This window comes from Methylobacterium sp. E-046, assembly GCF_022829625.1.
Lineage (GTDB): Bacteria > Pseudomonadota > Alphaproteobacteria > Rhizobiales > Beijerinckiaceae > Methylobacterium > Methylobacterium longum.
Genome location: NZ_JAKSYP010000237.1, coordinates 1 through 19,436 on the forward strand (window position 1 = coordinate 1; position 19,436 = coordinate 19,436).

Here is a 19,436-nt window from a genome sequence, read left to right on the forward strand (position 1 = left end):
CGAGATCCTCCCGGATCTGCGCGGCGAGGCGCCCGGCCTCGACGTTGTCCTCGACCACCAGAAGGGACTGCCCCATCCCCAGGGGCGAGCCGGCCTCAGCCTCACGGTCAACCTCCGGTCGCTGGTCCGGGGCGACGTCGACCTCGGGCAGGCAGAGGGTGAACGTCGCCCCCGGCCGAGTTCGGTGTCCACGTCGACGTCGCCGCCGGACTGCTTGGCGAACCCGAAAACATGGCTCAGGCCCAGGCCCGTCCCCTTGCCCACCGCCTCGGAAGAACCCGTCGCTGGGGGCTTGGTTGAAGGCGATCCGGCCATAGGCCGTGTCGAAGGCGCAGGTCGGCGCGGCGCTCGACGCGATGATGTCGCGCGAGAGCCTGAGCGCGGCGGTGCGCTCGGCGACCTGACGCTCCAGGTCCTCGTCGAGGGACGGGAGCGCCCGCGCACCGGCGCGGCGGCCGCTCTCGGCCTGGGAGCGCTCCGTGATGTCCCGGGAGAGGGCGACGAGCTTCGTCTCGCCCGCCTTCTCGGAGAGGAACGGTGCGAAGCTCACCTCCCACCAGCGCGGCTCGCCCCTGGCCGTCGGACCGTAGCCCTCGATCCGGACGGGCTCGCCCGCGGCCGCCCGCCGGGCCCGAACATGCCGACGAGGCCGGGGCGCTCACTTGGGAAGCGCACCCTCGATTACAGCGGCGTACCGGGATGCATTCCGGCGAATGGTCGGAATGGCAGTCCTCGCCGCGAATTGATGGGACAACTTCAGCTTTGGTCCTGGCTGGGGAAACCGCAGGCCGCTACGGTCGGCGGTGCCATTGGAGGTCTTCCGTCGTGCGTACGCTTGCTCTCGCCTCGGCCCTCGTCCTCGCCTGCACGGTGTCGGTCCCGGCGCAGACCGCCGCCCCCTCCGCGGCTCAAACGGCCCAGCGGGACCGGATGAAATCCTGCAACCTGGATGCCGGCACGCAGAAGCTGACGGGCACCGCCCGCAAGGGCTTCATGGCAGATTGCCTCGCGGGCAAGAGCGCCGCGCCGGCCAAGGAGCTGACGCCGCAGCAGGCCAAGATGAAGAGCTGCAACGCGGATGCCTCGGCCAAGAGCCTCAAGGGCGCCGAGCGCAAGGCGTTCATGAGCACTTGCCTCAAGGGTTAGGCCCCCGGAGCCGCAGCGCGTTCGGCCTGACGCCGCGGCCCCGCGCGAGGGGTCGCCCGCGCGTGGGACCGCATCGGACGGAGGCCTCCGGCTTCCGCGTGCGGGAAGACCGGGTCGATCCGGCAGCCTCCTGCGGCAGCCGCGCGGATCGTCACGGACGCCGTGTGGAGCTTGGCGATCGCTACCACCAAGCTGAGCCTGAGTCCGTTGCCGGAGGCCTCGCGGGCCAGCCCGGAGCGGTAGAAGCGTGGGAACGCCTCGGCGGGCTCGCCGGGTGGCAGGCCCGGACCCGTATCCTCCGCGGTGACGGTCTTCGCGCCGCCGATCCGGCCCGCGCCCACGCGCCCCGGCGGTGCGATCGCCGGGCGCGAGCGCGCGGCGGGGCGGAAGCCCCTCTCCGCGGCGGCGCCGGCCGCGTCCCCGGTCGTGCAGCCGTGAGGTGACGCTCCCGTCCGCCTCCGGATGATCGGGCGCGGGCGGACCGCCTCGTGAGGACGGAATCCCCGCCCTCTCCGCTCCGGCCGAACCGGCGGGCTCGGCGGGCGTTGGCGGAGCGACGGGAGACAGAGCCACATGCAGCAGCGTTGGCCGAGCCGGTTGTGGATCGTGCGGCACGGCGAGAGCGCCGGGAACGTGGCGGCCGAGGCCGCCCACGGGGCGAGCCTCGCACGGATCGACATCGCCGAGCGCGACGTGGATGTCGCCCTCAGCGCGCGCGGCGAGCGCCAGGCCGACGCGGTCGGGCTCTGGTTCGCCGACCAGCCGCCCGAGGCGCGGCCCGAGATCGTGCTGACCTCACCCTACCGTCGGGCGCGGCAGACGGCGGACCGCATCCGCGCCGCCGGCGGCCTGGTGCAGGATGCGCCGGACCACCGCGTCGACGAGCGGTTGCGCGAGCGGGAGCTCGGCATCCTGGACCGGCTGACGCGGAGGGGCGTCGAGCAACTGCACCCCGAGCAGGCCGAGATGCGCCGACGTCTCGGCAAGTTCTACCATCGCCCCCCCTCCGGCGAGAGCTGGTGCGACGTGACCCTGCGCCTCCGGAGCGCCCTCGATACGGTCTCGCTGCACGACGGGGAGCGGCGGGTGCTGATCGTCGCGCATCAGGTCGTGGTCCTGTGCCTGCGCTACCTGATCGAGGACATGACCGAGGCGGAGATCCTGGCCATCGACGCCGCGGGCGACGTCGCCAACTGCTCGGTCACCGAATACGCCTTCCGTCCCCGCGAAGGCACCACCGGTCGGCTCGGGCTGGAGCGGTACAACTTCGTCGCGCCGATCGCCGAGGCGGGCGCGCCCATCACCTCCGAACCCGACGCAAACGTGGCGGCTCGATGACCCAGGACATGCTCACCGCCGCCCGGCTCAAGGAGCGCCCGCTCCCGGTTCCCCAGGAGGGCAGCAAGGACGAGCGCGGCAGCGCGCTGGTCCTCGGCGGCTCCGCCTCGGTCCCGGGCGCGGCCCTGCTGGCCGGCGTCGCGGCCCTGCGCGCGGGAGCCGGCAAGCTGAAGATCGCCACGGTCGGCAGCGCGGCCATGGGCATGGCGCTGGCGGTGCCCGAAGCCATGGTGATCGGGCTTCCCGAGACGGCGGAGGGCGGCGTCGACGGCGCGGGGGCGGCGGAGTGCCTGCGCAAGGCCGCGAAGGGCTGCGACGCCCTGCTGGTCGGGCCCGGGCTGATGGAGAACGGACCCACGACCGCGCTGGCGGTCGAATTGCTGGAGGCCTTGCCGTCCGCCGCCTTCATCCTCGACGCGGCGGCCGTCTGCGGTCTGGCCGCGCATGCCGATCAGATCCGTCGACACAAGGGGCGGGTGGTGATCACGCCCCATGCCGGCGAGATGGCGCAGTTGCTGGACCGGAGCCGGGACGCGGTGGAGGCGGATCCGCTCGACGCCGCGCGCACGGCGGCCAACCTGCTGCAGGCCGTGGTCGTGATGAAGGGAGCACGGACCTGGATCGTGGACCCCGAGGGCGCGCGCTGGCTCTACGAGGGCGGCGGCGTCGGCTTGGCGACCTCGGGCTCCGGCGACGCCCTGGCGGGCATCGTCGTCGGCCTGCTGGCGCGCGGCGTGGCGCCGCTGAATGCCGCCCTGTGGGGCGTCTTCCTGCACGGCGAGGCCGGCAAGCGCCTGGCCGCGTCGGTCGGCCCGATCGGATTCCTCGCCCGGGAACTCTCGGCCGCGGTGCCGGGGCTGCTGCGTGAGGCGGACGCCTGACGGCTCCCGGGGATGCCGTATCTGGCGGCCCGCCGCGCGAGGCGCGGGGGCCGGTCAGTCCTGGAACGCCGCCCCGAAGGCGTCGAGGGCGGCGCGGCCGGCCACCTGCGCGTCCTGGGCCGAGGCATAGGTCTCCGGCGACATCCGGATGGATACGCCGTCGGCGTCCGTGAGGTGCCAGCGGAACTGCCCGCGGCGCGCGCCGCAGGCCTCGACCGTGACGGCTACGGGTGTGGGATCGTCCATGTCGAGCGGCTCCTCGGAAGGCGCGTCCCCGCCTGGCGGCGGGCGCGGTGGGGTCTCAGGCTGCCTCCGGTCGACGGCTCCGACGCCGCCTCGGACTCCGGCCTCGACGGCCCTGCGGGCAGAGTGAAGGGCTCCGGCAGCGCCGCGCCGAGCGGCCTCGCGCCGCCCAGGGTCACACCGCGGTGCCGTCGGGGGCCGAATCGACCGGGGGCCTCGACCGGAAACCGTGTCAGCTGTCGGCCTTGGCGCCGCTCAACGTCAGGTCGAGGTAGGTCTGCGTGACCGGCTCGATCAGCGCCGCGATCTCCTCGGCCGCCTTGGTCTCCTGCTCGACCGCCGTGCGGAACATCGACGCGTGATCGGACTTGCCGGCCCGCTCGGCGATGACGGCCAGCGAACGGTAGGCGGCGATCTGGTCGTACTGGTAGGCATAGCCGGCGTAGAGGTTCTTGAGCGTCTCGTCCTGAGCGGTCGCGTGGACGGCGGCGCCGATCGACCCCGCGACGCTCGTGACCGTCTCCTTCAGCGTCGAGGGGCTCTCGCCGAGCGAAGCCAGCGCCTTGTCGAGGTGCTCGATCTGCGTCCGCGTCGTCCCGACATGGCGGCGCAGGACGGCCGCGTAGTCCGGATAGCGCTCCAAGCCGGACAGCTGGCGCTCCATCTGCTCCAAGCCTTGCTTCTCAAGGGCGCGGGTATTGCGCAGGGCGCCCGCGTAGATCGAGGCGATATCCGTGCTGGCCATTCAGTCATAGCTCCATTTTTCAGGTAGTTCTCGCCGCAAACGCCATCACGATACTGCTGTTCCTCCCGCGCCCTGCGGCGCAATCGTCGCACCGCGGGTCGCGGCCCCGACAAGATCTTCGCCTCTGTCCCGCACATGGGAGAAGACGGCGTCGCCATGCTGGCACCGCCCTGCGTCAAGTGGCGCCGCAACCCGGGCGCCCGGCCCGCGGTTGCCGCTCGGAACCGACCCCGACATTCCCAGGCGACGCGCGCATGGCCCAGACCCGACACAGCCAGACCGCGGCGGCCCGGGAGGTCGCCGAGGACACGGCCCCGACGCCGGGCCAGGAGAGCCGTGGCCGACGCAGGGCCGCGAAGCTTTGAGCCGGATCGGTCGGTCGCCGTGACCACTCTCGCCGCCCACGGCGCCGCCTTCGCCCGGGCGACCGCCGGCTTCGGCCCGGACGCGCCGGTGGTCCTCTGCCACGACGACGCCGACGGCCTGTCGGCGGGCGCCCTCCTCGCCCGGGCCCTGGCCCGCGCCGGACGATCTCCCGGCCCCGTCCGCGTCATCGGCCGCGGCGCGTCGCCCTGGTCGGCCCCGATCCGTGACGAACTCGCCGCCCGGCGGCCCGGCGGCCTCGTGGTCACCGACCTCGGCGTGCAGGCCGGCGCCATCCTGCCCGGCATTCCGACCGTGCTGGTGGATCACCACGTGCCGCGCTCCTGGCCCGACCCGTCCGAGGCCACCGTGATCAGCGGCCACGCAGATACGCCGATCCCAACCTCCAGCCTGCTCGCCCTCGCCTGCGCGACGGCCCTCGGCGCGTCCGAGGATCTCGCGTGGCTCGCCGGGATCGGGCTCGTCGGCGATCTCGGCGAGCGCAGAGCCGGCAGCGACTTCCCCGACATCATGGGCCCCCTGCGCAAGGCCCACACCGCCAAGGCGCTGCGCGAGGCCGTGAGCCTCGTCAACGCGCCCCGGCGCTCGGCCTCCGGCGATGCGACACCGGCCCGGCGGCTGCTCCTCCGGGCCACGGGCCCCGCCGACATCGTGGGCGGGACGGATCCGGAGGCCGCCGCCCTGCAGGCGGCGCGCGCTGAGGTGAAGGCCGCGCTGGATGCCGCGCGCAGCGTGCCGCCGCTCTTCGCCGGTCCGGTGGCGCTGATCCGCTGCGCCTCGCCCTGCCAGATCCACCCGCTCGTCGCGCAGTCCTGGACAGGGCGCCTGCGGCGGCAGGTGGTGATCGGCGCCAATGCGGGCTTCCGCTCCGGATACGTGCACTTCGCCGCCCGCAGCGCCGCGGTGCCGGACCTGATCACCTTCCTTCAGGAACGCGCGCCCGCCCTGGGGCCGGACGATCAGTTCGCCCAGGGGCATCGCCGCGCCACCGGCGGTCAGGTGCGGGTCGAGACCTGGAACCGCTTCGTGGCCGGCCTCGGCTTCGGGCCGGAGGCTCAGGTCCCGTGAGCCGGCGCCGGGCGCTGATCGTCGGGGCGTCGCGGGGGCTGGGCCTCGGCCTCGTGGCGCGCCTCCTCGAGCGGGGCTGGGACGTCACCGCCACGGTGCGCCGGCCCTCGGCGGCCCTGGCCGATTGCGCCGGCATGGGCCCCCTCCGGATCGAGGCCGGCGTCGACATCGACGACGATGCCGCCGTCGCCGGTCTCAGGGCCTCGCTCGCCGAGCAGCCGGACTTCGACCTCGTGTTCGTCGTCGCCGGCGTGGCGACGCAGGCCGGCATTCCGGCCGGTCTCATGCCCCGCGCCACCGCCGCTGCGGTATTCCAGACGAACGCGCTGAGTCCGATCCGTTTCGCAGAAGCGTTCCACAAACGCGTCGCCCCGGACGGCCTGATCGTGCTGATGACGTCGAAGCTGGGCTCGGTCTCGCTGAACCGCGGCGGCGGCTGGGGGAGCTACCGCGCCAGCAAGGCGGCGCTCAACACCCTGGCGCGTTCCTTCGCGGGGCAGCATGGCGGGGCGGCCTGGGGCCTGCTGCTCATGCATCCGGGCTGGGTCCGGACGGATCTCGGCGGCCGCCGCGCCACGCTCGACGTCGAGACCAGCGTGCGCGGGATGGTTGCCGTCATCGAGGCCCGGTCCGGCCAGCGCGGCTGCGTGTTCCTCGACCACACGGGCGCGACCGTGCCCTGGTAGCCCGGCGTCCCGGCCCGCCCGGGGTCCGCCAAGCCGCAGGAGCCGATCGCGCGGCGGTCGGGGCATCGGTCCGTCCCGACCTCCGGGGCACCACGGCGCGCGGCGCGTGGACGCGCGGCCCACGAGGATCGAGGGGAAAGACACGCGGGCATGGCCGGGCACCCCGTCGATGAACGATCCGCGGACCACGACCCTGGCGCAGCCGCTCTCGATCCAGCCCGGCCTGACCGGCTGGTCCGGCGCCGATCCGCCGGCGCCGATCATCCGGACATGCGGATTTCTGCCGGACCGCTCGTCATCGGGGTGCCCCTCCGGGTGGCCCGTCCCGGGCCCGGACGCGCCCGCGGCGGTCCGGGAGGGCAGCGCGGTCGGTGTGGGCCCTGTCCGGGCCCGCCGCCTCAGAACCGCACCGTGAACGAACCGGTGATCCGCCGCGGCGATCCCGGATAGACGCGGAACACGTTGAGCGAACTCTCGTAATAGACCGTGTTGAAGATGTTCTCGATGTTGAGCCCGAGGCGCAGGTTCTCGATGCGGTAATAGGCCAGGGCATCGGCCGCGACGTAGGCCGGCAGCACGAAGCCCGTCCCCGCCGCGTCGCCCGGCCGCGCGCCGACACCGCGCACGCCGCCGCCGAGGCCGAGGCCCTTCCAGTCTCCGGCCTGCACCTCGTAGACCGCGAGCAGGCTGCCCGAATGGCGCGGGACGTTGATCAGCGGCGCCCCCACCGGCAGCACGTTGTCCCGGGTCACCACCGCGTCGGCGTAGACGTAGCCGGCCAGCAGCCTCAGCTCCGGCGAGAGCTGCCCCTGCGCGGTCCCTTCGAAGCCCTGGCTGCGCACCGCGCCCGCCGCGAGGGAGAAGCCGCTGTTGGTCGGATCCGGCGTCAGGACGTTCTGCCGGTCGATCCGGAAGGCCGCCGCGGTCAGCAGCAGGTCGCCGCCGAACAGCTCCGCCTTGGCGCCGACCTCGTAGCCCTGTCCGGTCTCGGGCTTGAGCGGCTTGCCGGGCGAGGCGGCCGCGGCGTCCGGGCCGATATTGGGCCGGAAGCTCGTGCCGACGTTGGTGTAGAGCGACAGCTCCGGGACCGGCTGGTAGACCAGCCCGGCCCGCGGCGAGGCCGCGACCCGGGACTGGTCCGCCTGGCTGCGCGGGACGCGCTCGCGGAAGGATTCCTCGAAGATGTCGAGGCGCGTGGCCACCAGGGCCTTCCATTGCGGGCTCAGGGCGATCTGGTCCTGGGCGTAGAGGGCGGTGTTGGTGACCCGCTCCAGGTTGTTGCGCGGCAGGGTCAGCGGCGGCAGGGCCTGCCCGTAGACGGGCGCCAGGATGTCGAGGGCGTAGGGATTCGTGCGGAAGTTGGAGCGCAGGTAGAGCGTCCGGCTGTCGGTGCTCTCGCGCTCGAAGCCGAGGAGCAGCGTGTGGCCGATCCCGCCGGTGTCGAAGCGCCCGGTCAGGTCCGCCTGCCCGACCGCCACGTCCCAGCGGTAATCGCGCACGTTCCGGTCGCGGGCCACCGTCCGGTTGTCGGAGGCGATCGCGCGGATCTCGGCCGATTCACCGTCCAGCGTCCCGGTGGCGAAGTGCGTCGCCAGCCGCATCTGCCAGTCCGCGTTGAAGCGGTGGTCGATGCGCGCCTGGAGGATGTTCTGGGTCTGGACGGTGCTCTGGCCCGGCTCCCCGAGGAAGCGCGAGACCGGCAGGAATCCGAGCTGCCGGTTGAGCGCGATCACGCCCCGGTCGAAAACGGTCCGGTTGCGCTGGATGTCCGCCTCGACCGTGATCCGGGTGTCGGGCGTGACCTGCCAGCTCACCACCGGGGCGACGAGCAGCCGGTCGCTGTCGACGAAGTCGCGGAAGCTGCCGGCGCCCTGGGCCGCGAAATTGAAGCGGTAGAGGACCGTGCCGTCCTCGGTGAGCGGGCCGCCCGCGTCGATGGTCCCTCGGGTCAGGCCGAAGGAATCGACCTGGTTGCCGAACTCGACGAAGCGCTGGACGGTCGGCTGCTTGGTGATGATGTTGACGAGGCCGCCCGGATCGCTGCGCCCGAACAGGCCGGCCCCCGGCCCTTTCAGAACCTCGATGCGCTCGATGTTCTGGGCGTCGGGCGGGGGCGGGGTGCCGCGGTTGAGGGGGAAGCCGTTCTGGTAGATCTCCGAGGTGGTCACGCCGCGGATGGCGTAGCTGAAGAGGCTCAGGCCGCCGAAGTTGTTCTGCTGCGCCACGCCCGGCAGGTAGGTGAACACCCGGTCGACGCGGGTGGCGGCGAGGTCGGTGATGACCGCCCGCGGGGCGACCGTGACGATCTGCGGCACGTCCCGCTGCGGCGTGTCGGTCTTCGTGCTGCTCACCGCCCGGCCCGCGCCGTAGCCCGGCGTCGGTCCGATCAGGCCGATCGTGCCGGAGGCGGTCGTCGTGCCGGCACGGGTGCCGGAGGGGCCACCGGTGCCGACCTGCTCGACCGACAGCTCCTCCAGCGTGACGCTCTCCTGCGCGTGCGCCCCGGGCGTCGCCGCGCCGGCCGAGAGCAGGGCCGCCACGGCGAGGCCCGTGCCGCGCCGCGGGCGGGATCGCCGAAGGGCCGAAGGCCGGGGGCGGCGGACGCGGGTCGGGTCCAACGCGGGCACGGCTCAGGTCCGGATGTGTTCGTGGGGATGGGGGGCGTGGCCGTGCGGATGGTCCACCAGCTCGATCCGCGCCGGGATGATCGACAGGCTGTCGTGGCGCACGCCGCGCTGGGTCGCGATCGCGTCGGCGAAGTCGTGGATGTCCCGGACGCGCCCGCGCAGGACGAGGGTGTGGAGCGCGGCGGCGTGGTCGAGGGGCACCTGCACCTGGGTGATCACGAGGTCGTGCCGCCCCCGCTGGATCTCCGCGAGCCGCTGCCCGAGATCGCGCACGCCGGCCTCCGCCACGAAGGTGAAGGTCGCCACGCAGGCGAGATCGGGGTCCAGCTGGCGGCGGGATTCCGCCAGCCCCCGGCGCAGGAGGTCGCGCACGGTCTCGGACCGGCCGGCATAGCCCCGGACCTCGGCGAGGCCGTCCACGGCCTCGATGAGGTCGGCGTCGAGGGTGACGGTGATCCGCTGCATCAGCGCGCCCCTTCCGGGTAGGCCGGGAGGACGGCGTCGACCAGCGCGCGCGCGGCCGGGTGGGTCAGGTCGAGGCGCGGCCGGCACGGGGCGGCGTCCACGATGCGTCCGCCCTCCAGGACGAGGACCCGGTCGGCGAACCGGCGCGCGAGGCGCACGTCGTGCGTGACGAGGAGGAAGGCGGTGCCTTGCTGCCGCCGCAGGGCGGCGAGGCGGTCGAGGATCTCGACCTGGAGCGGCGCGTCGAGATTCGAGACCGCCTCGTCGAGCACCACCAGCGCGGGCCGGGTGGCCAGCGCCCGGGCGAGGCCGACGCGCTGCACCTGCCCGCCGGAGAGCTGGCCGGGCAGACGCCCGCTCGACGCCGGGTCGAGCCCGACGAGGGACAGCATCGCGCCGACGCGCGCGACCCGCTCCGCGGCCGGCAGGTCGGTGAGGTGCCGCAGCGGCTCCGCGACGATGCGGCCGATATCGTGGCGCGGGTTCACCGCCGAGAGCGGATCCTGGAGCACCATCTGCACGGCCGCCCGGAAGCGCCGCTGTCCGGCGCGGTCCAGCCCGGCGAGATCCTGCCCGCGGAACCGGACGGCGCCCGCGTCGGGGCGCTCCAGCCCCAGCAGCAGGCGGGCGAGGGTGCTCTTGCCCGAGCCGCTCCGGCCGATCAGGGCGACGCATTCCTCCGCCGCGACGGCGAGTTCGATTCCGGCCAGGACGGTCCGGGGGGTGCCGCGCCGCCAGCCCGTGCCGGCATAGGCCTTGCCGAGATCCCGGGTGGACAGGAGGGATGGGGTCGGGCGGGCGGTCATGACGCCTCCGCGGACAGGGCGTGATGGGCGGCGAGCAGGGCCCGCGTCTCCGGGCGGTCCGGTCGGGCGAAGAGCGCCGCCGTGTCGCCCCCCTCGACGATCCGGCCCTCCGCCATCACGGCGGTCCGATCCGCGAGACGGGCGACGACGCCCATGTCGTGCGTGACGATCAGGAGCCCCAGGCCCCGGTCGCGCACCAGGGCGGCCAGCAGGTCGAGGATCCGGGCCTGGGCGACGAGGTCGAGGTCGGTGGTCGGTTCGTCGGCGACGAGGAAGGGCGCCCGCGCGAGCAGCGCGAGGGCGATCATCGCGCGCTGGAGCATGCCCCCCGACATCTGGAACGGGTAGAGGTCCGGCACGCGCGGATCGTCGCCGAGCCCGACCGCCGCCAGCGCCTCGCGCATCGCCGCCCGGGCCCCGGCGCGCCGGAGCCCCGCGGCGGCCCCGGTCTCGCCGGCATGGTCGGCGATCGTGCGCAGGGGGTTGAAGGCCGAGCGCGGCGCCTGGAGCACGCTGGCGACCGTCCGGCCGCGGAGCGCGGCGGGCGCCACCGCGACGCCGTCGAGGCTGACGCGCCCGGCGCTGCGCCGCGTGCCCGGCGGCAGCGTGTCGAGGAGCGCCGCGCAGGCCAGGGACTTGCCCGAGCCGCTCGCGCCCACCAGGGCCAGCACCTCGCCGGTGCGCAGCTCGAACGTGGCGTCGGTGACCAGCGGCACCGCCGCGCCGTCCCGGCGCGTCTCGACGCGCAGGGTCTCGGCCCGGAGCACGCGCGGGCACGGGGGCGGGCACGGGGGCGGGCTCGCGGGCGGGCTCACAGCCCGCGCTCCGCCACGAGCGTCGGGTCGAGGCGGTCGCGCAGGGCGTCGCCGAGCCGGTTGAAGGCCAGCACCGCCAGGGCGATCGCCAGGCCCGGCCAGACGACCAGCAGGGGCCGGGTCCAGAAGAAGGCGCGGGCCTCGTTGATCATCACCCCCCATTCCGGGGTCGGCGGCTGAACCCCGAGGCCCAGGAAGGAGAGGCCGGCGACGTGGAGCGCCATGTGGCCGATGTCGAGGGTGGCGAGCGCCACGAGCGGCGGCAGGACGCCGGTCAGCACGTGCTCGACGAAGATCGTGGGCGGCGCGGCGCCCGCGATCCGCGCCGCCAGGACGTAGTCGCGCGTCTTCAGTTCGAGGACGAGGCCCCGGACGATGCGGGCGTACCAGGCCCAGTGCGACAGCGCGATCGCCGCGATCACGTTGACGAGGCCGGTGCCGAACGCGCCGATCAGGAACAGCGCCAGCACGAAGGTCGGCACGGTGAGGAACACGTCGCACAGGCGCATGAGCACGGCGTCGGTCCGGCCCCCGAGCATGCCGGCGACGGCACCGACGCCGAGGCCGAGGGCCACCACCAGGGCGAGGGCGGCCGCGACGGCGCCCAAGGTCGTCCGGGCCCCGGCGATCAGGCGGGACAGGATGTCCCGTCCGAGGTGGTCGGTGCCGAGGGGATGGGTGAGGCTCGACGGCTCGAAGCGGGCCGTGAGGTCCACCGCCAGCGGGTCGTGCGGCGCGGCCAGCGGGCCGAGGAGCGTCAGCAGGAGGATCGCGACGGCGAGGGCACCGGGGACCGCGAGCGGCCCGAGGCCCGGGCGGGCCGCCCGGAGGGATCCGGAGGTGGTCATGCCGCCTCCTCCCCGCCGAGCCGCAGGCGCGGATCGAGCCACGCATAGGCGATGTCGACGGCGAGATTGCACAGGACGAACACCGCGGTCATGACCAGCGTGAAGCACTGGATGACCGGGTAGTCGCGGTTGTAGATCGCCGAGACCGCGTAGCGGCCGACCCCCGGCCACGCGAAGATCGTCTCGACCACGAGGGCGCCGCCCAGGAGCTCGCCGACATGCATGCCGGTCGCGGTCACGACCGGGACGAGGGCGTTGCGGAACACGTGCCGGCGCCGCACCGCGCCCTCGGAGAGGCCGCGCAGGCGGGCGTAGACGACGTGGCGCGCCCCGCCGACCTCCAGCATGCTCGCCCGCAGGAGGCGCGCGTTGACCGACAGCGACATGAGGCAGATCGCCAGCGCCGGCATGATCAGGTGGGTGAGCGTGCCGCGGCCGGTGCCCCGGCCCATGGGGGGCAGCCAGCCCAGGGTGACCGAGAAGAGCGCGACGAGGAGGAAGGCGATCCAGAAGTTCGGCAGTGAGACGCCGAGCACCGCGATCCCCCGCACGAGGCGGTCCTGCCAGCGGCCGCGATGGCCGGCCGCCCAGGCGCCCAGCGGCAGGCTGACGGCCAGCGTGATGGCCAGCGCGGTGCCGGCCAGTTCGAGGGTGGCGGGCAGGAAGCCGAGGAGTTCCGGCAGCACCGGCCGGCGCGTGACGTAGGAGAGGCCGAAATCGCCCTGCAGGGCGCGCCGGAGCCAGTCGAGGTATTGGACGACCAGCGGCCGGTCGAGGCCGAGTAGGACGCGCGCGTCCGCGAGGGCCGCGTCGGTGGGCGGGATCTGCGAGAGGCGCAGGTAGTCGAGGGCCGGGTCGCCCTGGCCGAGCCGCAGCATCACGAACACGAGGATCGACACGCCGAGCAGCATCGGCGGGATCAGCGCGAGGCGGACGGCGGCGAAGCGGAGCATCGGGGAGCGGGTCACCGGGCCGCCGGCCGCATCGCCACGAAGGGGATCTCGTTGATCGTGGGCCCGAAGCCGACGCCCGTGATCGAGGGGCGATGGACCTCGATGGCCACCGCATGGGAGATCGGCAGGTAGATCGCGGCCTCGTGCAGGGTGGTGAGGAGCTCGGCATAGAGCCGCCGCCGCTCGGTTCCGTCGGTCGCGGCGAGCGCCGCCGCGATGGTGGCGTCGAGGCTCGGCTTCTCGGGAAGCCCGGCCTGCGCCTGGTAGTCGGCATGGGACGGCGCGCGCATGGAGCTCACGAAGGAAGCCGGATCGTAGGGCGGCCCCCAGGTCTCGCCGAAGATCAGGCCGAAGCGGCCGTCCTTCTGGCGGGCCAGGATCGAACTCTCCTCCTCGCCGATCAGCCGAACCTCGATGCCGACCCGGGCGAGATCCGCCTGGAGCACCTCCGCGATCGCCCGCTGCTGGGCGTTGGTCCCGACGAAATCGACCTCGACCGCGAGGCGGCGGCCGTCCTTCATGCGCACCCCGTCACGCCCGGGGAGCCAGCCAGCGGCGTCGAGGAGGCGGGCGGCGGCCGCCCGGTCGAACCCGTAGGGTCTGAGGCCGAGATCGGCGTAGGGCACGCTCGGCGCGAACAGGAAGTCCGCCCGCGGCTCGAGCCCGTCGAGGACGGTCCGGACCAGCGTGTCCTTGTCGACCGCGTGGTTGATGGCGCGGCGCACGGCCCGCTCGTCGGTCGGGAAGCGCGCGGAGTTCATCGCCAGGACCCGGGTCGCCAGCGGCGGCGACACCGCGGCGGCGAAGGCCGGCGCCATGTCCCGGAGCCGGAGGAAGGCCTCGGACGGGATCTGCCCGGCCGCGCCGTAGACGAGGTCGATCTGCCCCGTCTGCAGGGCGACGACGCGGGTGTTGGGATCGGGGATGACCTTGACGACGAGCTGCTCGAAGGCCGGCTTCGTCCCCCAGTAGAGCGGGTTGCGCGCGAACGTGTCGGAGACGCCGGGCTGCGTGTCGACGAGCCGCCAGGGCCCCGTGCCGACCGGCGCCTTGATGCCTGCGGCCGTGGTTCCATCCGCCCCCATGGCGCGCGGCGACAGGAAGCGGAAGGGCCGGGGCAGCGCCAGTTCGAGCAGTGTCGGGTCGTGCGGCGCCTTCAGGACGAGGCGGAAGGCCAGGGGGCCGAGGATCTCGGTGCCCTCGATCTGCCGGGCGAGGTCGAGCCACGCGTGCCGCGGGCGGTTGGCCAGGATCGCGTCGAAATTGGCCTTGACGGCGGCCGCGTCAAAGGGCGCCCCGTCGCTGAAGGTGACCCCGGGGCGCAGGGCGAAATCGTAGGTCCGCCCGTCCTCCGAGAGGCTCCAGGATTCCGCGAGCCACGGCTCGACCGTCCCGTCGCCGCGGACCTTCACCAGCGGTTCGTAGACGCTCGCCTGCGCGAACATCTGGTTGGGCGCGTAGAGATGCGGGTTCAGCGGGCCGACATTCGACGGCCAAGAATAGGTGAGTTGCCCGGCCGCCGCCGGGCCGAGGAAGCACGCCACCAGCGCGGCGACGGCGCGGGTCGCCGGCTTGAGCATGAATGGACCACGGTATGAGGATCGTCGCGAAACCTCATACACGGCCCCGGCCCGGCCGTGAACCGGGCCGCACACTCGTTGAGGACGACCGGGAACACGCTTCTGCATGGGCCACGGCCCCTCGCCAAACCGCGTCCGCGGGCCCGGACACGGTGCCTGCTGAGGCGATGACCCGTGCGCGTGTGCCGCCTCCGGGCGCGCCGCTTTTTAATCCCCGCCGCTGCGTGCGCGCCGGCACGGCGCGCACGGCGGCGACTGCCTAGACTGGCCTCATGAACAACACGACACTGTCAAATGCTTGAGGACGGGCTCGCAGGACTTGTGACGTCGCCACGATCACTTGCGGTTACCGCGGCTGATCGCGTCCGGCCCGCGGATGCCGGCATCGGTCCGCGTCCCGCCGGCCGGCCCGGCGCAGCGCCTGGCCCCGCCGAGGGCCGCGGGGACGCGGCAAGCCCATCCCCGATGCAGACGAACCGGATCGTCGCAGGAGATCGCCCGATATGCCCCTCGGAAAGCTGAAGCGCGCAGGACTGATCCTGGGCCTCATCGTGGCGGGCGCCAGCCTGGCTGCCGCGCAGGCGGGCCCGTACACCGGCACCGGCGGCGGGCCCGAGACGACGATCAACGCCCCCTACCGCTCGGCCGTCGGGCAGACGGTGCCGCCCGGCGCGGCGGCCGCTCCCCAGCACGACCCGAACCGGCGCACGCAGCGGCAGAAAGACCTCGACGCCGTCCTCGGCAGCATCTGCGACGCCTGCTGAGACGGTCGCCGGACTCCGCCCCACCCATCGATCGGCACGAACGGGATTGCTCATTTGGATTGTCTGCACGACGCCTGCATCCTCAGCCAGGTCCGCTGCCATCTCGGCGAAGGGCCGAGCTACGATCCGCGCACCGACACGGCGTGGTGGGTCGACATCCTGGAGGCGCGCCTGTTCGAGAAGCCGGTCTCCGGCCGCCAGAAGGCGCTCGTCCACGTCCTGCCGGTCCAGGTCAGCGACGTCGCGGCGATCGACGGCGGGCACCAGCTGCTCGCGGCCGAGGACGGCCTCTACGTCCGGGCGATCCGCGACGGGGACATCCGGATGCTGTGCCCCCTCGAGGAGGACATGCTCGGGAACCGCTCCAACGACGGCCGGGTCCATCCCAGCGGGGCGCTCTGGATCGGCACGATGGACCGCGCCGCCGCCAAGGGGCGCGGCTCGATCTACCACGTGGCCGGCCCGCGGGTGCGCCGCCTCTTCGGCGGCCTGACGATCCCGAACGGCATCAGCTTCTCGCCGGACGGCGCGACCGGCTACTTCGTCGACACCGACGTCGGCGTGCTGCGCCGCGTGGCGCTCGATCCCGGAACCGGGCTGCCGAAGGGCCAGCCCGAGACCCATTTCGACCACCGCGGCGGGGAGGGCGGCATCGACGGGGCCGCGGTCGATGCCGAGGGCCTGATCTGGACCGCGCGCTTCGGCGCCGGTTGCCTGGACGCCTACAGCCCCGCGGGCGAGCGGGTCCGCACCGTGCCGGTGCCGATGCGGCAGCCGACCTGCCCGACCTTCGCGGGCCGCGCCCTCGACCGGCTGCTGGTCACGTCCGCCTACGAGGGGATGGACGAGGCCGACCGCGCCGCCGATCCGGAGCACGGCCGCACCGTCCTGGTCGATGTCGGCGCGCGCGGCCTGCTGGAGCCGGCCTTCCGGCTCGGGGCCTGATCGGGCCGACCCCTCATCGCTGCCCCGGTCCGAGCACCGGGGTGCGGCCACCAGGAGATCGCATGTCCGAGCCGGGCCAGCGCCCCCATCAGCCGATCGAAGCCTACGCCCTCATCGGCAATTGCGAGGGCTGCGCCCTCGTCGCCCGCGACGGGTCGATCGATTGGGCCTGCCTGGAGCGCTTCGACGCCGGCCCGGCCTTCTCGCGGCTGCTCGACCGCCGGCGGGGCGGCCATTTCTCCATCCGCCCGGCGGGCCGGTAGGAGGCGACGCGGCGATACCTGAGCCGCAGCAACATCCTGGAGACCACCTTCACCACGCGGGACGGCTTCGTGACCCTGCACGACTTCATGGTCGGGCCGGCGAATGCCCAGGCGGACGGGCCAGGGGACGAGCCGCACCGGCCCCGCCTGGTCCGGCTGGTCAGCGGCGTGTCGGGCCGCGTGCCGATGGTGCTCGCCTACCGGCCGCTGGCGGGCTTCGCGGAGGATTTCGCGGTGCCCGAGATCGCGGGGGGTCGGGTGACGACGCCGGGCTGCCCGGGCCTCGTCGCGGAGGTCGGGCTCGTGCGGGACGGCGCCGGCGCGGCGGCCCGCTTCACCCTGGAGGGGGGTCAGGCGCGCAGCTTCAGCCTCTATGCCGGCGCCCTGCCGGAGACGCCCCCGGACGCGCGGGCGCTGATGGAGCGGACCCGCAGCGCCTGGGTGCTGTGGACCCGGGAGGCCGCCTATACCGGGCCGCTCGCCGATGAGCTGATCCGCTCGGCCCTGGTCCTGAAGGCGCTAACCTACGCGCCGACGGGTGCGATCGTCGCGGCCGCCACGACGTCGCTGCCCGAGGCGGTCGGCGGCATCCGCAACTGGGACTACCGGTTCTGCTGGATCCGGGACGCGTGCCTGTCCCTCTACGTGCTGAAGAAGTTCGGCATGCCGCGCGAGGCGGAGGCGTTCTTCGGGTTCGTCGCGGATCTCTGCGCGCGCGAGGGGCCGGCTGCGGCCGCTCTACAGCGTCTCGGGTGAGGCCGGGCTTGCCGAGACCACGATCGCGCATGTCGAGGGCTGGCGGGGCAGCGCCCCGGTCCGGGCCGGCAACGAGGCCGCCGAGCAGCACCAGGCCGACGCCTACGGGCAGGTGCTCGACCTGCTCTACCTCTACACGCGGCTGGGCGGCACGCTGCCGGAGGCGATGCACCGCCACGGCGCCCGGCTCGCCGACATCTCCGCCGCGCATTGGCACCGCCCGGACGCGGGCCTGTGGGAGCGCCGCAAGCCGGAGCAGCGCTACCTCCACGCGGCGATCATGAACTGGGTCGCGCTGGACCGGGCGATCCGCCTGTTCGGCCCGCGCGAGCCCTGGTGCCGGGAGCGCGACCGCATCGTCGCCTTCGTGAACGGGCCCGGGATCCACCGGGACGGCTACCGCCCGCAATATCGCGGCGGGGACGACGTCGACGCGGCGCTGCTGATCGCGCCCATGGTCGGCTTCCCCGTGGACGAGGCCGCCTTCGCGCGGACCGTCGACGCCATCATCGAGCGCCTCGGGCACGGCCATCTCGTCTACCGCTACCGGACCGACGACGGCCTGCCGGGCCACGAGGGCACGTTCCTGCTCTGCGCCTTCTGGCTGGTCGACGCCCTGCTGTGGCTCGGCCGCGACGCCGAGGCGCGGCTGCGCTTCGACGCCCTGCGCGCCCTGCAGAACGACGTCGGGCTCTACGCCGAGGAGGTCGCGGAGGACGGCACGTTCCGGGGGAACTTCCCCCAGGCCTTCAGCCATCTCGGCTTCATCCACAGCGCCCTGATGCTGGACCTGTTCGACCACGGCGGCCGCGCCGCCGTGCAGGGCACCTACGCCGACCGTTCCCTGCGCGAGACGGCCCTGCGCCGGGCGCCCGATTTCGGCGGCACCGCCTGACCGCCGCGCGGCGAGACCCACCCTTCCGCACCGCCGGATTTACTGCAAGAATCACCGCCCGGAGGAATGCCCATGTCCGTATCGAGCCGCCAGGAAGCCCGCCTCCTGAACGCCGACGAGGCCGACCTCGTCGCGCGCTCGCATCACCCGAGGCTGCGCGAGGCCGATGACGACGGTCTCGCCGACCTGATCGCCCGGCTGCGCGAGCGCCGGGACCGCGCCCGGGACGTGTCGCGCCGGCAGCGCCGGGAAGTGCGCGGCAAGGCGGCCCCATCCGGCACGCGCCCGGCCACGGACGATACCGGAACCCGCGAGAAGGCGGCGCTGCTGGCGGCCGCGGTGAAGCGCGCCAGCAAGGAGCGCGAGCGTCGGCGGACCGTGCAGGCGCGCGGGCGCCTCGTCGCGAGCTCCCGCCGGGCCCTGGCGCTGAAGCAGGCGGCGGGCGCCCGCGGTGCCGGGCGACCGTCCTCGCGCACGGCCCATGACGGCATGCATCCGATCCCGAACGAGGGCCTCGCCCCATCGGGTGCCCTGGACAGCCAGGGGCAGGAGATCGCGATGCGCCGGGGCGGCGGCCCGCGGTAGAGCGCCCGCCGCGGCGGCGGACGCCGGGCCGGACCCGTTAAGGGGACGACAGCCGGACGGCCACCTCGTTCCGGCGCAGGAACGGCAGGGCGAAGGGCGGGTCGTAGCCCATGAACATCGGGGCCTCGCCCGCCGTGTGGCCCGCGGCCGCCAGCACCCGGGTGAGGACGCCCTCCCGCTCCGCGCGGACCTCGGGCGTGACGCGGCCGGAGAAGCCGAGCGCCGCCACCCGCTCGGCCGGGACCTGGACCAGCCGGACGCCCGCCTCGGTCGGCTCCGGGGCGCCCGCCTCGGCGACGGCGCGCGGCAGGAAGAACCGCATCGTGCCGCCCGCCCCCTGCTCGACCGGCACCGTCATGGCGATCCGCTGGCCGCCCGTCTCGACGGGCGCCGTCATGGCGATGCGGCTCCCGGCCCGGTTCGCGCCGGTGATGTAGCGGAACAGCCGTCCGAACGCCGCGCCGTCGCCCTGGCCGCGCGCGTCGGTCTCGACGGCGAGCCGCGGCGCGTAGGCGCGGATCTCGACACCGCGGTCCAGGCGCGCGACCACCGTGTAGGCGGGCTGCTCGTAGAGCGCCCGCACGCCGAAGATCCCGAGGGCCGACTCGACCAGCGTCACGAGGAAGTACACGACCTTGTCCAT

Annotated in this window: 20 protein-coding genes and 2 pseudogenes; 10 read left to right on the forward strand and 12 right to left on the reverse strand. The window is 74.0% G+C overall.

Annotation, left to right across the window (positions count from 1 at the left end; all coding sequences use genetic code 11):
* Positions 1–598: pseudogene (locus MKK82_RS34475) on the reverse strand (hypothetical protein); the annotation flags it as partial.
* Between the two features lie 227 nt (positions 599–825).
* On the opposite strand from MKK82_RS34475, the gene MKK82_RS24680 reads away from it, so the two are divergent.
* Positions 826–1,146: a PsiF family protein gene (locus MKK82_RS24680; protein ID WP_238289753.1), complete on the forward strand. Its 321-nt coding sequence runs from the start codon at positions 826–828 to the stop codon at positions 1,144–1,146.
* Here MKK82_RS24680 and MKK82_RS24685 read toward each other — a convergent pair.
* Positions 1,143–1,826 carry a sensor histidine kinase gene (locus MKK82_RS24685; RefSeq protein ID WP_313902122.1) on the reverse strand — a complete coding sequence of 228 codons (684 nt, stop codon included), beginning with the start codon at positions 1,824–1,826 and terminating at the stop codon, positions 1,143–1,145. The two genes, MKK82_RS24680 and MKK82_RS24685, sit on opposite strands and share 4 nt — an antisense overlap.
* On the opposite strand from MKK82_RS24685, the gene MKK82_RS24690 reads away from it, so the two are divergent.
* Both MKK82_RS24690 and MKK82_RS24695 read left to right on the forward strand, forming a co-directional pair.
* A complete protein-coding gene (locus MKK82_RS24690; RefSeq protein WP_238289750.1) occupies positions 1,720–2,484 on the forward strand; it encodes a histidine phosphatase family protein in 765 nt (254 codons plus the stop codon). The genes MKK82_RS24685 and MKK82_RS24690 overlap by 107 nt on opposite strands.
* The gene (locus MKK82_RS24695) at positions 2,481–3,365 is read left to right on the forward strand and encodes an NAD(P)H-hydrate dehydratase (RefSeq protein ID WP_238289748.1); all 885 of its coding nucleotides are present in this window, start codon (positions 2,481–2,483) and stop codon (positions 3,363–3,365) included. Before MKK82_RS24690 ends, MKK82_RS24695 begins: the two co-directional genes overlap by 4 nt.
* A 54-nt stretch (positions 3,366–3,419) precedes the next feature.
* Here the strand turns inward: MKK82_RS24695 and MKK82_RS24700 are convergent, their stop codons facing one another.
* Both MKK82_RS24700 and MKK82_RS24705 read right to left on the reverse strand, forming a co-directional pair.
* On the reverse strand, positions 3,420–3,611 hold the full coding sequence (locus MKK82_RS24700; protein ID WP_238289745.1) for a hypothetical protein: 192 nt from the start codon (positions 3,609–3,611) through the stop codon (positions 3,420–3,422).
* Positions 3,612–3,840: 229 nt separating this feature from the next.
* On the reverse strand, positions 3,841–4,353 hold the full coding sequence (locus tag MKK82_RS24705) for a DUF892 family protein (RefSeq protein ID WP_238289743.1): 513 nt from the start codon (positions 4,351–4,353) through the stop codon (positions 3,841–3,843).
* Positions 4,354–4,737: 384 nt separating this feature from the next.
* Here MKK82_RS24705 and MKK82_RS24710 point away from each other — a divergent pair, with 384 nt between their 5' ends.
* Positions 4,738–5,805: a phosphoesterase gene (locus MKK82_RS24710; protein ID WP_243987196.1), complete on the forward strand. Its 1,068-nt coding sequence runs from the start codon at positions 4,738–4,740 to the stop codon at positions 5,803–5,805.
* The gene (locus tag MKK82_RS24715; RefSeq protein ID WP_238289739.1) at positions 5,802–6,491 is read left to right on the forward strand and encodes an SDR family NAD(P)-dependent oxidoreductase; all 690 of its coding nucleotides are present in this window, start codon (positions 5,802–5,804) and stop codon (positions 6,489–6,491) included. Before MKK82_RS24710 ends, MKK82_RS24715 begins: the two co-directional genes overlap by 4 nt.
* A 398-nt stretch (positions 6,492–6,889) precedes the next feature.
* Here MKK82_RS24715 and MKK82_RS24720 read toward each other — a convergent pair whose 3' ends face one another.
* From MKK82_RS24720 to nikA, 7 genes are all read right to left on the reverse strand, one after another.
* Positions 6,890–9,031: a TonB-dependent siderophore receptor gene (locus MKK82_RS24720; protein WP_238289830.1), complete on the reverse strand. Its 2,142-nt coding sequence runs from the start codon at positions 9,029–9,031 to the stop codon at positions 6,890–6,892.
* 90 nt (positions 9,032–9,121) lie between these two features.
* Positions 9,122–9,583 (reverse strand): nickel-responsive transcriptional regulator NikR, encoded by a 462-nt coding sequence (nikR, locus tag MKK82_RS24725; protein WP_238289737.1) that lies wholly within the window; start codon positions 9,581–9,583, stop codon positions 9,122–9,124.
* Positions 9,583–10,389, reverse strand: a complete 807-nt coding sequence (locus tag MKK82_RS24730; protein ID WP_238289735.1) for an ATP-binding cassette domain-containing protein — start codon at positions 10,387–10,389, stop codon at positions 9,583–9,585. Before MKK82_RS24730 ends, nikR begins: the two co-directional genes overlap by 1 nt.
* Entirely contained in the window at positions 10,386–11,156 is a 771-nt protein-coding gene (locus MKK82_RS24735) for an ATP-binding cassette domain-containing protein (protein WP_238289734.1), read from the reverse strand. Before MKK82_RS24735 ends, MKK82_RS24730 begins: the two co-directional genes overlap by 4 nt.
* Before the next feature lie 44 nt (positions 11,157–11,200).
* Positions 11,201–12,052 (reverse strand): nickel ABC transporter permease subunit NikC, encoded by an 852-nt coding sequence (nikC, locus tag MKK82_RS24740; protein WP_238289732.1) that lies wholly within the window; start codon positions 12,050–12,052, stop codon positions 11,201–11,203.
* Positions 12,049–13,005 carry a nickel ABC transporter permease subunit NikB gene (gene nikB / locus MKK82_RS24745; RefSeq protein ID WP_238289729.1) on the reverse strand — a complete coding sequence of 319 codons (957 nt, stop codon included), beginning with the start codon at positions 13,003–13,005 and terminating at the stop codon, positions 12,049–12,051. The genes nikC and nikB overlap by 4 nt, the downstream gene beginning before the upstream one ends.
* 11 nt (positions 13,006–13,016) lie before the next feature.
* The gene (gene nikA, locus MKK82_RS24750; protein WP_243987198.1) at positions 13,017–14,585 is read right to left on the reverse strand and encodes a nickel ABC transporter substrate-binding protein; all 1,569 of its coding nucleotides are present in this window, start codon (positions 14,583–14,585) and stop codon (positions 13,017–13,019) included.
* A 503-nt stretch (positions 14,586–15,088) separates the two neighbouring features.
* On the opposite strand from nikA, the gene MKK82_RS24755 reads away from it, so the two are divergent.
* The 5 genes and pseudogenes from MKK82_RS24755 to MKK82_RS24770 all read left to right on the forward strand — a co-directional run bounded on the left by MKK82_RS24755 (position 15,089) and on the right by MKK82_RS24770 (position 18,793).
* Complete coding sequence (locus tag MKK82_RS24755; protein WP_238289726.1) at positions 15,089–15,349, forward strand: hypothetical protein; 261 nt, start codon at positions 15,089–15,091, stop codon at positions 15,347–15,349.
* A gap of 54 nt (positions 15,350–15,403) precedes the next feature.
* On the forward strand, positions 15,404–16,294 hold the full coding sequence (locus tag MKK82_RS24760) for an SMP-30/gluconolactonase/LRE family protein (RefSeq protein ID WP_238289725.1): 891 nt from the start codon (positions 15,404–15,406) through the stop codon (positions 16,292–16,294).
* Positions 16,295–16,356: 62 nt separating this feature from the next.
* The gene (locus tag MKK82_RS34480; RefSeq protein WP_238289723.1) at positions 16,357–16,557 is read left to right on the forward strand and encodes a trehalase-like domain-containing protein; all 201 of its coding nucleotides are present in this window, start codon (positions 16,357–16,359) and stop codon (positions 16,555–16,557) included.
* Between the two features lie 417 nt (positions 16,558–16,974).
* Positions 16,975–18,208 (forward strand): annotated as a pseudogene (locus tag MKK82_RS24765) (glycoside hydrolase family 15 protein).
* Between the two features lie 72 nt (positions 18,209–18,280).
* Positions 18,281–18,793, forward strand: coding sequence for a hypothetical protein (locus MKK82_RS24770; RefSeq protein WP_238289721.1), 513 nt, complete (start codon positions 18,281–18,283; stop codon positions 18,791–18,793).
* A gap of 37 nt (positions 18,794–18,830) precedes the next feature.
* On the opposite strand, the gene MKK82_RS24775 is transcribed toward MKK82_RS24770, so the two are convergent.
* Complete coding sequence (locus MKK82_RS24775) at positions 18,831–19,436, reverse strand: SOUL family heme-binding protein (protein WP_238289719.1); 606 nt, start codon at positions 19,434–19,436, stop codon at positions 18,831–18,833.

Coding starts and splice junctions, on each gene's coding strand:
- MKK82_RS24690 (WP_238289750.1), top strand. CDS start 1,720: ATGCAGCAGCGTTGGCCGAGCCGGTTGTGGATCGTGCGGCACGGCGAG.
- MKK82_RS24685 (WP_313902122.1), bottom strand. CDS start 1,826: ATGTCGATCCGTGCGAGGCTCGCCCCGTGGGCGGCCTCGGCCGCCACG.
- MKK82_RS24695 (WP_238289748.1), top strand. CDS start 2,481: ATGACCCAGGACATGCTCACCGCCGCCCGGCTCAAGGAGCGCCCGCTC.
- MKK82_RS24700 (WP_238289745.1), bottom strand. CDS start 3,611: ATGGACGATCCCACACCCGTAGCCGTCACGGTCGAGGCCTGCGGCGCG.
- MKK82_RS24705 (WP_238289743.1), bottom strand. CDS start 4,353: ATGGCCAGCACGGATATCGCCTCGATCTACGCGGGCGCCCTGCGCAAT.
- nikR (WP_238289737.1), bottom strand. CDS start 9,583: ATGCAGCGGATCACCGTCACCCTCGACGCCGACCTCATCGAGGCCGTG.
- MKK82_RS24730 (WP_238289735.1), bottom strand. CDS start 10,389: ATGACCGCCCGCCCGACCCCATCCCTCCTGTCCACCCGGGATCTCGGC.
- nikC (WP_238289732.1), bottom strand. CDS start 12,052: ATGACCACCTCCGGATCCCTCCGGGCGGCCCGCCCGGGCCTCGGGCCG.
- nikB (WP_238289729.1), bottom strand. CDS start 13,005: ATGCTCCGCTTCGCCGCCGTCCGCCTCGCGCTGATCCCGCCGATGCTG.
- nikA (WP_243987198.1), bottom strand. CDS start 14,585: ATGCTCAAGCCGGCGACCCGCGCCGTCGCCGCGCTGGTGGCGTGCTTC.
- MKK82_RS24755 (WP_238289726.1), top strand. CDS start 15,089: ATGCCCCTCGGAAAGCTGAAGCGCGCAGGACTGATCCTGGGCCTCATC.
- MKK82_RS34480 (WP_238289723.1), top strand. CDS start 16,357: ATGTCCGAGCCGGGCCAGCGCCCCCATCAGCCGATCGAAGCCTACGCC.
- MKK82_RS24770 (WP_238289721.1), top strand. CDS start 18,281: ATGTCCGTATCGAGCCGCCAGGAAGCCCGCCTCCTGAACGCCGACGAG.
- MKK82_RS24775 (WP_238289719.1), bottom strand. CDS start 19,436: ATGGACAAGGTCGTGTACTTCCTCGTGACGCTGGTCGAGTCGGCCCTC.